13 protein-coding genes and 1 pseudogene are annotated in these 13,773 nt (G+C 61.0%); 7 read left to right on the top strand and 7 right to left on the bottom strand.

Annotated elements, in window-relative coordinates; genetic code table 11:
• Nucleotides 1-4 precede the first annotated feature (4 nt).
• Nucleotides 5-3,351, top strand: a pseudogene (gene mscM, locus ITX55_RS05765) (miniconductance mechanosensitive channel MscM).
• A 67-nt stretch (nt 3,352-3,418) separates the two neighbouring features.
• Here mscM and epmA read toward each other — a convergent pair.
• Nucleotides 3,419-4,396 carry an elongation factor P--(R)-beta-lysine ligase gene (gene epmA, locus ITX55_RS05760; protein WP_004929681.1) on the bottom strand — a complete coding sequence of 326 codons (978 nt, stop codon included), beginning with the start codon at nt 4,394-4,396 and terminating at the stop codon, nt 3,419-3,421.
• Nucleotides 4,397-4,781: 385 nt separating this feature from the next.
• On the opposite strand from epmA, the gene frdA reads away from it, so the two are divergent.
• The 5 genes from frdA to blc all read left to right on the top strand — a co-directional run bounded on the left by frdA (nt 4,782) and on the right by blc (nt 8,702).
• Nucleotides 4,782-6,578, top strand: coding sequence for a fumarate reductase (quinol) flavoprotein subunit (gene frdA / locus ITX55_RS05755; protein ID WP_042783510.1), 1,797 nt, complete (start codon nt 4,782-4,784; stop codon nt 6,576-6,578).
• Nucleotides 6,571-7,305, top strand: coding sequence for a succinate dehydrogenase/fumarate reductase iron-sulfur subunit (locus tag ITX55_RS05750; protein ID WP_004929676.1), 735 nt, complete (start codon nt 6,571-6,573; stop codon nt 7,303-7,305). The genes frdA and ITX55_RS05750 overlap by 8 nt, the downstream gene beginning before the upstream one ends.
• Nucleotides 7,306-7,319: 14 nt before the next feature.
• Complete coding sequence (gene frdC / locus ITX55_RS05745; protein WP_025305010.1) at nt 7,320-7,712, top strand: fumarate reductase subunit FrdC; 393 nt, start codon at nt 7,320-7,322, stop codon at nt 7,710-7,712.
• Between the two features lie 12 nt (nt 7,713-7,724).
• Nucleotides 7,725-8,084, top strand: a complete 360-nt coding sequence (gene frdD, locus ITX55_RS05740; RefSeq protein ID WP_004929672.1) for a fumarate reductase subunit FrdD — start codon at nt 7,725-7,727, stop codon at nt 8,082-8,084.
• 84 nt (nt 8,085-8,168) lie between these two features.
• Nucleotides 8,169-8,702, top strand: coding sequence for an outer membrane lipoprotein Blc (blc, locus tag ITX55_RS05735; protein ID WP_197756077.1), 534 nt, complete (start codon nt 8,169-8,171; stop codon nt 8,700-8,702).
• On the opposite strand, the gene sugE is transcribed toward blc, so the two are convergent.
• From sugE to efp, 4 genes are all read right to left on the bottom strand, one after another.
• Nucleotides 8,696-9,013 (bottom strand): quaternary ammonium compound efflux SMR transporter SugE, encoded by a 318-nt coding sequence (gene sugE, locus ITX55_RS05730; RefSeq protein WP_033641610.1) that lies wholly within the window; start codon nt 9,011-9,013, stop codon nt 8,696-8,698. The two genes, blc and sugE, sit on opposite strands and share 7 nt — an antisense overlap.
• A 192-nt stretch (nt 9,014-9,205) precedes the next feature.
• Nucleotides 9,206-9,337, bottom strand: a complete 132-nt coding sequence (locus ITX55_RS05725; protein WP_004929668.1) for an entericidin A/B family lipoprotein — start codon at nt 9,335-9,337, stop codon at nt 9,206-9,208.
• 120 nt (nt 9,338-9,457) lie between these two features.
• Nucleotides 9,458-9,589: an entericidin A/B family lipoprotein gene (locus ITX55_RS05720; protein ID WP_004929667.1), complete on the bottom strand. Its 132-nt coding sequence runs from the start codon at nt 9,587-9,589 to the stop codon at nt 9,458-9,460.
• Nucleotides 9,590-9,659: 70 nt separating this feature from the next.
• Complete coding sequence (gene efp, locus ITX55_RS05715; protein WP_004929666.1) at nt 9,660-10,226, bottom strand: elongation factor P; 567 nt, start codon at nt 10,224-10,226, stop codon at nt 9,660-9,662.
• Between the two features lie 42 nt (nt 10,227-10,268).
• On the opposite strand from efp, the gene epmB reads away from it, so the two are divergent.
• A complete protein-coding gene (epmB, locus tag ITX55_RS05710; RefSeq protein WP_164095951.1) occupies nt 10,269-11,297 on the top strand; it encodes an EF-P beta-lysylation protein EpmB in 1,029 nt (342 codons plus the stop codon).
• Between the two features lie 88 nt (nt 11,298-11,385).
• Here the strand turns inward: epmB and ITX55_RS05705 are convergent, their stop codons facing one another.
• A complete protein-coding gene (locus ITX55_RS05705; protein WP_025305007.1) occupies nt 11,386-11,730 on the bottom strand; it encodes a DUF4156 domain-containing protein in 345 nt (114 codons plus the stop codon).
• A 303-nt stretch (nt 11,731-12,033) separates the two neighbouring features.
• Nucleotides 12,034-13,659: a methyl-accepting chemotaxis protein gene (locus ITX55_RS05700; RefSeq protein ID WP_060660045.1), complete on the bottom strand. Its 1,626-nt coding sequence runs from the start codon at nt 13,657-13,659 to the stop codon at nt 12,034-12,036.
• Nucleotides 13,660-13,773: the final 114 nt, after the last annotated feature.

The following is a 13,773-nucleotide window of genomic DNA, read 5'->3' as shown; positions in this document are numbered from 1 at the left end:
CGCCGTGCGCCTTTTCATCACGCTTTTGCTCGGTTGCCTGCTGTGGCAACCGGCGCTGGCCGCCCCCGTGCCGACCGAGACCCAGCTCAAACAGGAGCTGAAGCAGGCGGAAAGCAGCAAAAACGCGCCGAATCAGGCGGAAACCACTGAGGCGCTGCAAAGCGCCCTCAACTGGCTGACGGAGCGCAAAGAGTCGCAGACTCGCTCCGAGCAGTATCAGAGGGTGATCGACGATTTTCCGAAGATGACGCAGGAGCTGCGCCGTCAGCTGGTGCTGGAAAGCAACAAGATCTTGCCTAACGGCGACGATCTGCCGGCCGCCGAGCTGGAACAGCAGATCCTGCAAACCAGCAGCCTGCTGCTGGAACAGGCGCGCCTGCTGCAGCAAGAACAGGATCGCACGCGGGAGATCAGCGATTCGCTCGGCCAGCTGCCGCAGCAGCAGACCGACGCCCGCCGTGCGCTGACGGAAGTGCAGCGCCGCCTGCAGGCGCAGCCCGCCAACCCGACCACGCCGTATGCGCAGGCCGCACTGGCCCTGCTGCAGGCCGAAGCCGCGGCGCGCAAAGCCAAAGTGGACGAGCTGGAGCTGGCGCAGCTGTCGGCCAACAACCGTCAGGAGCTGGCGCGCATGCGCGCCGAGGTCTATAAAAAGCGCCACGAGAAAATAGACGTTCAGCTGCAGGCGCTGCGCAATAACCTCAACGCCCAACGCCAACGCGAAGCAGAGCTGGCGCTGGAAAAAACCGAGCAGTTGGCCGAGCAGAACGGCGATTTGCCAAAAAGCATCAGCCAGCAGCTGCAGATCAACCGCGAACTGTCCGCCGCGCTGAACAGCCAGGCGCAGCGCATGGATCTGATTTCATCGCAGCAGCGGCAGGCGGCGGCGCAGACGCTGCAGGTGCGCCAGGCGCTGAGCACCATCATCGAGCAGGCCCAGTGGCTCGGTTCGTCGTCGGCGCTGGGGGAAACCCTGCGCGCCCAGGTGGCGACACTGCCGGAAATGCCCAAGCCGCAACAGCTGGACGGCGACATGGCCCAGCTGCGCGTGCAGCGCCTGCAGTTTGAAAACCAGCTGGAAAAACTGTCGCAGCGCGAATTCAAACGCGACGACGGCAGCGCGCTGACCAACCAGGAGCAACGCATCGTCGATGCCCAGCTGCGCACCCAGCGCGAGCTGCTCAACTCGTTATTATCCGGGTGCGACACCCAAATCCTTGAGCTGACCAAGCTGAAGGTGGCCAACACCCAGTTGATCGAAGCGTTGAACGAAATTCGCGACGCCACCCACCGCTATTTGTTCTGGGTGCCGGACGTCAATCCGATCAACTTCTCCTACCCGCTCAACGTGGCGCACGATCTGACGCGCGTCCTGTCGCTGGACACGCTGTCTCAACTCGGCGGCGCCTTCATGATGATGGTGACCAGCCGCGAAACGCTGATCCCGATCTTCGGCGCCCTGCTGCTGGTGATTTTCAGCATCAGCTCGCGCAAGCACTACCACGCCTTCCTCGAGCGCGCGAGCAGCCGCGTCGGCAAGGTGACGCAGGACGAATTCTTCCTGACGTGCGCACCGTGTTCTGGTCGATTCTGGTGGCGATGCCGCTGCCGGTGCTGTGGGCCGCGCTCGGTTACGGCCTGCAAAGCGCCTGGAACTACCCGGTGGCGGAAGCGATCGGCAAAGGGGTAACCGCCACGCTGCCGATCCTGTGGATCTGCATGATCTGCGCCGCCTTCGCCCACCCGCAGGGGCTGTTCATCGTGCACTTCCGCTGGCCGGCGAAGCAGGTTTCGCGCGCCATGCGCTACTACAAGATGTCGATCTGGCTGATCGTGCCGCTGATCATGGCGCTGATCACCTTCGATAGCCTGAAAGAACGCGAGTTCGCCAACACCCTGGGGCGGCTGTGCTTCATCCTGCTGTGTCTGGCGCTGGCGCTGGTCACCCACAGCCTGAAACGCGCCGGCATTCCGCTGTATCTGGATAAAAACGGCTCCGGCGACAACATGCTCAACAGCGCCTTCTGGGGGCTGCTGCTGTCGGCGCCGCTGCTGGCGGCGCTGGCCTCGACCGTCGGTTACCTCACCACCGCGCAGGCGCTGTTGGCGCGTCTGGAAACTTCGGTGGCGATCTGGTTCCTGCTGCTGGTCGTCTACCACATCATCCGCCGTTGGATGTTGATCCAGCGGCGGCGCATCGCCTTCGATCGCGCCAAGCAGCGCCGCGCCGACATTCTGGCCCAGCGCGCCCGCGGCGAAGACGAAACTTCACATACCCCGAACAGCACCGAAGGCGCCATCGATCCGGACGATTCGGACTTCGATCTGGACACCATCAGCGCCCAGTCGCTACGGCTGGTGCGTTCGATCCTAACGCTGATCGCGCTGGTGTCGGTGATCGTGCTGTGGTCGGAGATCCACTCCGCGTTCGCCTTCCTGGAAAATATCTCGCTGTGGGACGTAACCTCGACGGTGAACGGCGTGGAAACCGCCCATCCGATCACCCTCGGCGCGGTTCTGATCGCCATTTTGGTGTTGATCATCACCATGCAGCTGGTGCGCAACCTGCCGGCGCTGCTGGAGCTGGCGGTGCTGCAGCACCTGGATCTGTCCCCGGGCACCGGCTACGCCATCACCACCATCACCAAGTACCTGCTGCTGCTGTTCGGCGCGGTGCTCAGCTTCGCCTGGATCGGCATCGAATGGTCGAAACTGCAGTGGGTGGTTACCGCGCTCAGTCTGGGGTTGGGCTTCGGCATGCAGGAGATCTTCTCCAACTTCATCTCCGGCTTGATCATCCTGTTCGAGAAACCGATCCGCATCGGCGACACCGTGACGATCCGCAATCTGACCGGCACCGTCACCAAGATCAATACCCGCGCCACCACCATCTCGGACTGGGACCGCAAAGAGATCATCGTGCCGAACAAAGCGTTTATCACCGAGCAGTTCGTCAACTGGTCGCTGTCGGATACCCTGACCCGTGTGGTGCTGACCGTACCGGCGCCGGGCGAAGCCAACAGCGAAGAAGTGACCAAGATCCTGATGAACGCCGCCGAGCGCTGCGCGCTGGTGCTGGATAACCCGGCGCCGGAGGTCTATCTGGTCGATCTGCAGCAAGGCATTCAGATCTTCGAGATGCGTATTTACGCCGCCGAGATGGGCCACCGTATGCCGCTGCGCCATGAGATCCACCAGCTGATCCTGGCGGGCTACCGCGAGCACGGCATCACGCTGCCGTACCCGCCGTTCCAGGTGCGTACCGAGACGCTGTCGCGGCTGACCAACAACGGCCGCACGCCGCCGTCCACGCCGGCGCCGAACACCAAGCGCGACGCCGGGGGGCTGTAAGCGTTTCTCGCGATAAAAAAAGGGCCGGCAAATGCCGACCCTTTTGCTTTTCTTACCGCCTGAAACGTCAGGCGATCCCGACCGGGAAGGCTAATACGTCGCTCAGGCTCTCGGCGCCCAGCGCCAGCATCACCAGACGATCCACGCCCAGCGCCACGCCGGAACACTCCGGCATGCCGTGCTGCAACGCCGCCAACAGGTTGTAGTCGATCGGTTGCTGCGGCAGGCCGCGCTCCGCGCGTTTGCGGTTGTCCTGCTCGAAGCGCTGCTGTTGTTCACGGCCGTCGGTAAGCTCGCGAAAACCGTTCGCCAGCTCGATACCCTTGAAGTACACCTCGAAACGCTCCGCCACGCGGTGGTCTTCGGTGCTAATCTCCGCCAACGCCGCCTGGCTGGCCGGGAAGTGGTACACGAACGCCGGTTTTTCACGGCCGATATGCGGTTCCACGCCCACGGTGAACAGCAGCTGCAGCAGCGTATCGCGATCTTCTTCGGTATCGGCGATGTTGCTCAGATCGAGTTTGGCCGCCGCTTCGCGCAGCTGCGCCTTCTCCGCCGACAGCGGATCGATGTCCAGATGGCGCAGGAACGCCTGCTGATAGGACAGGGTCTCCGCGCTCTCGCAGTCCAGCACCTGTTGCAGCAGATCGTCCACTTCATTCATCAGGCGGTACATGTCGTAGTGCGGACGGTACCACTCCAGCATGGTGAATTCCGGGTTGTGATGCCGCCCGGCTTCTTCATTGCGGAAGCTGCGCCCCATTTGGTAGATCGGGCCGCTGCCCGCCGCCAACAGGCGCTTCATGTGATATTCCGGGCTGGTCATCATGTATAGCGTCAGGCCCTCTGCCGCTCCCGGCCCGACGAAACGCGTCTCGAACGGGAACAGGTGAACGTCGGTGACCGTCGCCTGGCTCATGGTGGGCGTCTCAACTTCCAGCACGCCACGATCGGCGAAGAAACGCCGGATCTCAGCCAGAATCGCTGCGCGTTTCAACAAATTGGCGATGGGTGCACTAGGCTGCCAGCTTGCCGTTTCGCTCATGGTTATTAACTCCGAAATCAAACAGGGGATGCAGTCTACTCGCATCCTTGCAGCCAAACAAATTCTTCACAATGCGCAACCGGCGATAACGCCAATTTCCGATAAAAGGGCGGCAAAAGCGCGTTAAAAAGGGTAAAGCCGGCCGAACGCGCAAAAAAACAGACAAGCCTGCCGGGCAAGCGTTAATCGACAAAACAATCGATCACATCAAATTTCGACTACTTAACTTTAGGTATAGTTAATTCCCCATTATTGGTGGGAGATATCTATCCTTAACCTTTAAGCAACATTAATCGGTTCAATTAGTTAGCACCCGAAGAGTTCGCTAAATTTTAAGCATAGATATTTAACTTGCCGTTCTTAACAAGAACATTGGAGGAATGCAGTGCAAACCTTTAACGCCGATCTTGCCATTATTGGGGCCGGGGGCGCTGGTTTACGTGCAGCAATAGCCGCAGCGGAAGCCAATCCCCAACTGAAAATCGCGCTGATCTCTAAGGTCTACCCGATGCGCAGCCACACGGTCGCCGCCGAGGGGGGCTCCGCCGCCGTCACCCAGGATCACGATACCTTCGACTATCACTTCCACGACACCGTCGCCGGCGGCGACTGGCTGTGCGAGCAGGACGTGGTCGATCACTTCGTGCATCAGTGCCCGCGCGAGATGACCCAGCTTGAGCAGTGGGGCTGCCCGTGGAGCCGCAAACCGGACGGTTCGGTCAACGTGCGACGCTTCGGCGGCATGAAGATCGAACGCACCTGGTTCGCCGCCGACAAGACCGGCTTCCACATGCTGCACACCCTGTTCCAGACCTCGCTGAAATACCCGCAAATTCAACGCTTCGACGAGCACTTCGTACTGGATATCCTGGTGGATGACGGCCAGGCGCGCGGCCTGGTGGCGCTCAACATGATGGAAGGCACCCGCGTGCAGATCCGCGCCAACGCGGTGGTGATGGCCACCGGCGGCGCCGGGCGCGTTTACCGCTACAACACCAACGGCGGCATCGTCACCGGCGACGGCATGGGCATGGCGTTCCACCACGGCGTACCGCTGCGCGACATGGAGTTCGTGCAGTACCACCCGACCGGCCTGCCCGGTTCCGGCATCCTGATGACCGAGGGCTGCCGCGGCGAAGGCGGCATTCTGGTGAACAAAGACGGCTACCGTTACCTGCAAGACTACGGCATGGGCCCGGAAACCCCGCTGGGCGAGCCGAAGAACAAATACATGGAGCTGGGCCCGCGCGATAAAGTGTCCCAGGCCTTCTGGCACGAATGGCGCGCCGGCCGCACCATCGCCACCCCGCGCGGCGACGTGGTCTACCTCGATCTGCGCCACCTGGGCGAGAAAAAGCTGCTGGAGCGGCTGCCGTTCATCTGTGAACTGGCCAAAGCCTACGTCGGCGTCGATCCGGTGAAAGATCCGATCCCGGTGCGCCCTACCGCGCACTACACCATGGGCGGCATTGAAACCGACCAGAACTGCGAAACCCGCATCAAAGGGCTGTTCGCAGTCGGCGAATGCTCCTCCGTCGGCCTGCACGGCGCCAACCGTCTCGGCTCCAACTCGCTGGCGGAACTGGTGGTATTCGGCCGCGTCGCCGGTGAACACGCCGCGCGCCGCGCGCTGGAAACCGCGCCGGCCAACGGCAGCGCGCTGGATGCGCAAACCCGCGACGTCGAAACCCGCCTGAGCAACCTGATGAAGCAGGAAGGCAACGAAAACTGGGCGAAGATCCGCGACGAAATGGGGCTGTCGATGGAAGAAGGCTGCGGCATCTACCGCACGCCGGAGCTGATGCAAAAAACCATCGATAAGCTGGCCGAGCTGAAAGAACGTTTCAAGCGCGTCAAAATCACCGACAACACCAGCGTGTTCAATACCGATCTGCTGTACACCATCGAGCTGGGCTATGGCCTGGACGTCGCTGAATGCATGGCGCACTCCGCATTTAACCGCAAAGAGTCGCGCGGCGCCCACCAGCGCCTGGACGAAGGCTGCACCGAGCGTGACGACGTCAACTTCCTCAAGCATACGCTGGCGTTCCACAATCCGCAGGGCGCGCCGCGTCTCGAATACAGCGACGTGAAAATCACCAAGCTGCCGCCGGCCAAACGCGTCTACGGCGCAGAAGCCGAAGCGCAGGAGAAAAAGAATAAGGAGCAGGCAAATGGCTGAGATGCAAACCCTGAAGATCGACGTCATGCGCTATAACCCGGAAAGCGACGCCGAGCCGCATTTCGTCACTTACGCCGTGCCTTACGACGAACAGACCTCGCTGCTCGACGCGCTGGGCTATATCAAGGATAACCTGGCGCCGGACCTCTCCTACCGCTGGTCTTGCCGCATGGCGATCTGCGGCTCCTGCGGCATGATGGTCAACCGCGTGCCGAAGCTGGCGTGCAAAACCTTCCTGCGCGACTACGTCGGCGGCATGAAGGTCGAAGCGCTGGGCAACTTCCCGATCGAGCGCGATCTGGTGGTCGACATGACCCACTTCATCGAAAGCCTGGAGGCGATCAAGCCGTACATCATCGGCAACGATCGCAAACCGGAGGATGGCCCGAACGTGCAGACTCCGGCGCAGATGGCCAAATACCACCAGTTCTCCGGCTGCATCAACTGCGGCCTGTGCTACGCGGCGTGCCCCCAGTTCGGCCTCAACCCCGAGTTTATCGGCCCGGCGGCGATCACGCTGGCGCACCGCTATAACCTGGACAACCGCGACCACGGCAAGAAACAGCGCATGCCGCAGCTCAACGGCCAAAACGGCGTCTGGAGCTGCACCTTCGTCGGCTATTGCTCCGAAGTCTGTCCGAAACACGTCGATCCCGCCGCCGCCATCCAGCAGGGCAAGGTGGAGAGCGCCAAAGACTTCATGATCGCCATGTTGAAGCCGCAATAAGGGAGAAAATTGCCATGACAACTCAACGTAAGCCCTATGTGCGCACCATGACGCCCACCTGGTGGCAAAAGCTCGGCTTCTACCGTTTCTACATGCTGCGCGAAGGCACCTCGGTGCTGGCCGTCTGGTTCAGCATCGTGCTGCTCTACGGCGTGTTCGCGCTGAAGGGCGGCGCCGAGAGCTGGGCCGGCTTCGTCGGTTTCTTGCAGAATCCGCTGGTGCTGTTAATCAACGTCGTCGCATTGCTGGCGGCGGCGCTGCACACCAAAACCTGGTTCGATCTGGCGCCGAAGGCCGCCAATATCGTGGTCAACAGCGAGAAAATGGGACCGGGCCCCATCGTGAAAGGGCTGTGGGCCGTCACGATCGTCGTCAGCGTGGTCATCCTGGCCGTGGCCCTGTTCTAATCCGGAGGAAACATGATAAATCAAGCACCTAAACGCTCCGACGAGCCGGTTTTCTGGGGATTGTTCGGCGCCGGCGGCATGTGGGGCGCGATCGTCGCGCCGGCTATCGTGCTGCTGGTCGGCATCCTGCTGCCGCTGGGGCTGTTCCCCGGTGAAGCGCTGGGTTACGAGCGCGTGCTGGCGTTCTGCCAGAGCCTGATCGGCCGCCTGTTCCTGCTGCTGATGATCATTCTGCCGCTGTGGTGCGGCCTGCACCGCATCCACCATGCGATGCACGATCTGAAGATCCACGTGCCGGCCGGCAAGTGGGTGTTCTACGGTCTGGCGGCAATCCTCAGCGTCGTCACCGTCATCGGCGTCGTCACTCTGTAAACCGCTCGGGTGGCCAACGCCCGTTGGCCGCCCTTTTCTCATCGGCTACACTGTCTACTCGCCCCCGGTAAACAGGAGTCACCGATGCGTTTATGGTCAAAGCTTTGCGTCATGCTTTCCGCCCTGCTCTCCGTCGCCTGCAGCGTCTCCCCGCCTAAAGACATCAAGGTCGTGAACAATTTCGACAGCCAGCGCTATCTCGGCACCTGGTATGAGATCGCACGTCTGGATCATCGTTTTGAACGCGGTTTGCAGCAGGTGACCGCCCATTACAGCCCGCGCGCCGACGGCGGACTGAACGTCATCAATCGCGGCTTCAATCCGCAAAAACAGCAATGGCAAGAAAGCGAAGGCAAAGCCTACTTTATCGGTTCACCGCAGATCGCGGCGCTGAAAGTGTCGTTCTTCGGCCCTTTCTATGGCGGCTACAACGTGATTGCCCTGGATCCGGCGTATGGCTACGCGCTGGTTTGCGGCCCGAACCGCGACTATCTGTGGATCCTGTCGCGCACGCCGACGCTTGACGCCGCCGCGCGCGACCGTTTATTGCAGACAGCCAAAGGCTACGGTTTCGCCACCGACAAGCTGATTTGGGTGCAGCAGTCCGCCGATCACTGACTGCTGAACTTCAGCCCGAGTATGCCGACCACGATCAGGCACAGGCTGATGATGCGCGCGATATTGGTCGATTCGCCCAACAGCACCATGCCCATGATGGCCGCGCCCACCGCGCCGATGCCGGTCCACACCGCGTAGGCGGTGCCGGCGGGCAGCGTTTTCATGGCGTTGGCCAACAGCAACATGCTGACCACCATCGCGGCGATGGTGATGATGCTCGGCGTCAGCCGGGTAAAACCGTGGGTGTATTTCAGACCGATAGCCCAAACCACTTCGAGCAAACCGGCGATAAGCAGAATAATCCAGGCCATGAGACGGCCTCCCTACCACTGGGGTCGTCCCCGATAAAATGACGCGTAAACGGGTCGTCCCGTTTAGCGAGGTGATGCATGACGGGTAACCTCACCCGCACTGCGGCAGGATAGCAGCAGCGTTAACGCTCAGGCAAGGGATAGAAATGTGGCGGCTCTCCGCAGCCGGAACGCCGCCGGGTGGAATGCGGATTATTCCGCGCTGCGCTGAATAGCCTTGCCGCCGGCCTGAATGTCTTCACCCACACCGCGGGTGGTATTACAGGCGGTCAGCGAGCTCAAAATCATCAAAGAGAAGATCGCGATAATACTTTTCTTCAGCATAAGAAAGTCCTTATTTGTCGTTGATGAAAAAGTACGGCTTTCTAAGCGTAGTCAAAATTGACGGAGGGTGTGGGATCGTGACCGGCTTTGTGGCGCAAATACATCGGGTTAAAGGCGGGATCAGCTGGCCGTGCGGGAGATGGCGCCGCCGAGATGCTGAACGTCTTCGCCGAAACCGCGAAACGTATTGCAACTGCTGAGGGAGAAAAGGAACAACAGGGAGAGCACGGCCAACAGCGTTTTCTTGAACATGCGGATTTTCTGCCAACGAACGGGGATGGGATAAAACAGAGGAACCGCGGGGGTTCCTCTGTTTTGAAACTTACTTGACGCGAGAGACGTATTCGCCAGAGCGAGTGTCAACCTTGATCACTTCGCCGATCTGGACGAACAACGGCACTTTTACCACGGCGCCGGTGCTCAGGGTAGCCGGCTTGCCGCCAGTCCCTGCGGTATCGCCTTTCAGGCCAGGATCGGTATCGGTGATTTCCGCTTCGATGAAGTTCGGCGGCTGAACGGCGATTGGACGGCCATCCCACAGGGTGATGATGCACTCTGCGTTATCCTGCAGCCATTTGGCCGCGTCGCCGACGGTTTTGCCGTCAACCTGATGCTGTTCGAAAGACTCAGGGTGCATGAAGTGGTAGAACTCACCGTCGCTGTACAGGTAGTTCATGTTGGTGTCCATCACGTCTGCGCCTTCGCAAGAATCGGTAGACTTGAAGGTTTTTTCCACGCGGGTGCCGGTCAGCAGACGGCGCATTTTCACGCGCGCGAACGCCTGGCCTTTGCCCGGCTTAACGAACTCACTGGCTTCGACGGCGTAAGGTTCGCCCTCGAACATGATTTTAAGACCCGGACGGAAATCGTTGCTAGAATAAGTCGCCATGATGGCCCTCTGAATATTTGAACTGGTAGCTTAGCCAAAAAAATGGCACACATTATAACCCAAAGTACGGCACATAGAGAAGATTGGTTGCATCAACTCGCCGATGTTATTACCGATCCCGATGAATTACTGCAGCTTTTGTCACTGAATACGCACCCGGAACTGCCGCAGGGGCGCGATGCCCGTCGGCTGTTTGCCCTGCGCGTGCCGCGCGCCTTCGCTGCGCGCATGCGCCCCGGCGATGCCAACGACCCGCTGCTGCGCCAGGTGCTGACCGCCAGAGAGGAGTTCATCAACGCCCCAGGGTTCACCACCGATCCGCTGGATGAACAGCGCAGCGTGGTGCCGGGCCTGCTGCACAAATACCGCAATCGCGCGCTGCTGCTGGTCAAAGGCGGCTGTGCGGTCAACTGCCGTTACTGTTTCCGCCGTCACTTCCCCTATCAGGATAATCAGGGCAACAAGAACAACTGGCGGCAGGCGCTGGATTATATCCGCCAGCACCCGGAACTGGACGAGATCATTTTTTCCGGCGGCGATCCGCTGATGGCCAAAGACAGCGAGCTGGAGTGGCTGATCGGCGAGCTGGAGGCCATCCCGCACCTGAAACGCCTGCGCATTCACACCCGTCTGCCGGTGGTGATCCCGGCGCGCATTACGCCGGCGCTGTGCCGCCTGCTGTCGGCCTCGCGCCTGCAGGTGCTGATGGTCACCCACATCAACCACGCCAACGAAATCGACCGCGAGCTACAGAGCGCCATGGCCCAGCTGCGCCTCGCCGGCGTCACGCTGCTCAACCAGAGCGTGCTACTGCGCGACGTCAACGACGATGCCGATACGCTGGCGGCGCTCAGCAACGCGCTGTTCGACGCCGGCATCCTGCCCTATTACATCCACGTGCTGGACAAAGTGCAGGGCGCGGCGCATTTCATGGTCAGCGACGATGAAGCGCGCGTCATCATGCAGGCGCTGCTGAGCAAGGTGTCAGGTTATCTGGTGCCGCGCCTGACGCGTGAAGTAGGCGGCGAACCGAGCAAAACGCCGATCGACCTGCGCCTGATGCAGGAGTGACGCGCGCCACAGGGCTCGACGAAACGAAAAGAGGAATGCCGTGGCATTCCTCTTTTTTTATCTCTTCGCGGCGTTAGGCCTCAGCGCCTTACGGGCACTTGTAAACCTGGCCGACCATTTTGCTGTCCAGCGGCGCGAAGCTGGAGAGCAGGTTCTGGCTTGGGCTGTTGGCGCCGTAAATGACGTTGCCGCCCATCGCCGCTGCCTTGTTGCGCAGATCGTTGGCCGCACCGCGCATGGAGCTGCCTTCACCGCCGTTGCCGGACAGCCAGTTGCTCTGGGTGCCGGTCACTTCCCCCAGCAGCTGGCATTCCGCCGCCGGCTTGCTGTCGGTGAACTTGATCTGCTGACCCGCAGCGGTCAGTTCATGAGTGGTGCTGCAACCCGCCAGCAGCATCGCTGCCGAAAGACCCAGTAAGGCTTTAATCCGCATCTTGTTCCCCATTCGATGTTGAGAATTACGCAAAATCTTCTACCCGTCGCCTTTCAAGCTGTAGCGTTGTTGACTGCACTCGCTCACCCCAGTTACTTACTCAAGTAAGCGCCTGGGGACTCACGAGCTGGCCGCCTAGCTACAACTTGAAATTCATAGGGTATATCAGAAAGCGATGCCATCTCTTAAGCATCCGTTGCCACGCGAGCGGGCCAACGTCTTGAGCGACAGCTGATGACTTACCAGTTTACCAGCTAAATCGCCCCGGGCGGCAAAAATATCATCAAATACAGTGCGGCGGCGTTATACCCAACCGGCAACGGCCGCCGATGCCTGCGCCAGCTCTTCGCCCTGACGCGGTTCCCCCTCCGCCAGTTTGAATACCGCCACCGCCTGCGCCAGCAGGGCCGCCTGTTCCTCCACGCCGACGGCGGTGGTCGCCACCTCCTCCACCAGCGCGGCATTCTGCTGGGTCACCTGATCCATCTGGGTCACCGCTACCCCGACCTGCTCGACGCCTTTGCTTTGCTCTTCCGACGCATAGGAGATGTTATCCATCAGCGACGTCACCTGGTTCACCGAGCCGACGATGGCATTCATCGTCTCGCCCGCCTGTTCAACCAGCCGCACGCCGGCGGCGATATCGCCGGTTACGCCGTCGACCAGACCGCTGATCTCCTTGGCCGAAGTCGCGCAGCGCTGCGCCAGATTGCGCACTTCGCCGGCTACCACCGCAAAACCCCGCCCCTGCTCCCCGGCACGCGCGGCCTCGACGGCGGCGTTCAGCGCCAGAATGTTGGTCTGGAAGGCGATGCCGTCGATCACGCTGGTGATATCCCCCACCTGACGCGCGCTGTCGTTGATCGCCCGCATCTTGTCGACCGCGCTGGCCATCAGCGTTTCGCCGTTGCGGGCAATGGCGGCGGTCTGATTGACCATGCCGGCGGCCTGAGTGGCGTTATCGGCGTTTTGCCGCACCGTGGCGGTGATCTGCTCCATGCTGGCGGCGGTTTCCGTCAGCGCGCTGGCTTGTTCTTCAGTGCGGCTGGAGAGATCGGCGTTGCCGACGGCGATCTCGTGCGTACCGTGGTTGATCGACTCCACACCGTCACGCACCTGCTGCACGGTGGCACTCAGCTCCTGCTGCATCGTCCGCAGGCTGGCGAACAGCATGCCGATCTCATTGTTGTTGCGTACCGCGATCTCGCTGCGTAGATCGCCGCGCCCAACCTTTTGCAAATGTTCGGCGATCTGGCGCAGCGGCAGAATCAAGCGCCGGCGGAAATCACGCTGCACGGCGACCAGCAGCAGCAGGATCGCCGCCAGAGTGCCGCTCAGCAGACGGGCGAAGACTTTTTGGGTCTGCTCCGCCTCTTCCACTGCCAGACGGTGGGCGGCCACCGTGGCCCGCATGTAGTCGGCAAACTGGTTATCCAGCCGCTGGCGCACCTGGCGCTTCTCTGCCGCCATGGCGTGCAGCCGCTCGATCAGCGCCGCCTGCGGCGTGTCGGCCAACAGCGTCAGTTCTTGCTTCAGCACCGCCTGCTGCGCCAGATAGACCTTTTTCATCGCCTCGCCCAGATCCGGGCGCGATACCGTCAGGCCCGGCGTCTCCCAAAACAGATTGAAAGCGACGTCGGCGCTGCGCAGCTCACCGCGCGCCTCATCGATACCCTGTTGAATATCGGCTCTGCTGGTCTGCGCCCAGCGCTCGAACGCCATGTTGTCGATCAGCGTCTGCGTTTGCAGCAAAGCACGCCAACTGCGGTTCAGCGCCGCTTCCTCGTCGGAGAAGGTGCTCATCCTGTCGATGCTGTGGCCGTTTTGCTGCATGAAATAGAAGGCGATGGCGCCGGTTCCCATGGGCATCAAGCCCAGCAGCAACAGCATCAACATCAGCCAGGTGGCTATTTTCATATTTTTCAGCATAAGTCGTCTCCGTTGACAGTCACACCGGCGAGGGGAAATTCCCCGCTCGGTAAGGGCTATATCGGTACGAAACGACAACGGTTTAGGGTAAAAGCAAAATAATGCAATAATTCA

The organism is Serratia sp. EWG9 (assembly GCF_019913725.1).
Taxonomy (GTDB): Bacteria; Pseudomonadota; Gammaproteobacteria; order Enterobacterales; family Enterobacteriaceae; genus Serratia; species Serratia ureilytica.
Note: the sequence above shows the minus strand (reverse complement) of the source record. Positions and strands in the feature narration are given on the sequence as shown.

Bases quoted from the DNA above. Each gene is read 5' to 3' on its own strand.
- ITX55_RS05700 (WP_060660045.1), bottom strand. From the start codon at position 13,659: ATGCTGAAAAATATGAAAATAGCCACCTGGCTGATGTTGATGCTGTTG.
- ITX55_RS05750 (WP_004929676.1), top strand. From the start codon at position 6,571: ATGGCTGAGATGCAAACCCTGAAGATCGACGTCATGCGCTATAACCCG.
- ITX55_RS05720 (WP_004929667.1), bottom strand. From the start codon at position 9,589: ATGTTCAAGAAAACGCTGTTGGCCGTGCTCTCCCTGTTGTTCCTTTTC.
- frdC (WP_025305010.1), top strand. From the start codon at position 7,320: ATGACAACTCAACGTAAGCCCTATGTGCGCACCATGACGCCCACCTGG.
- sugE (WP_033641610.1), bottom strand. From the start codon at position 9,013: ATGGCCTGGATTATTCTGCTTATCGCCGGTTTGCTCGAAGTGGTTTGG.
- frdD (WP_004929672.1), top strand. From the start codon at position 7,725: ATGATAAATCAAGCACCTAAACGCTCCGACGAGCCGGTTTTCTGGGGA.
- epmA (WP_004929681.1), bottom strand. From the start codon at position 4,396: ATGAGCGAAACGGCAAGCTGGCAGCCTAGTGCACCCATCGCCAATTTG.
- ITX55_RS05725 (WP_004929668.1), bottom strand. From the start codon at position 9,337: ATGCTGAAGAAAAGTATTATCGCGATCTTCTCTTTGATGATTTTGAGC.
- efp (WP_004929666.1), bottom strand. From the start codon at position 10,226: ATGGCGACTTATTCTAGCAACGATTTCCGTCCGGGTCTTAAAATCATG.
- blc (WP_197756077.1), top strand. From the start codon at position 8,169: ATGCGTTTATGGTCAAAGCTTTGCGTCATGCTTTCCGCCCTGCTCTCC.
- ITX55_RS05705 (WP_025305007.1), bottom strand. From the start codon at position 11,730: ATGCGGATTAAAGCCTTACTGGGTCTTTCGGCAGCGATGCTGCTGGCG.
- epmB (WP_164095951.1), top strand. From the start codon at position 10,269: ATGGCACACATTATAACCCAAAGTACGGCACATAGAGAAGATTGGTTG.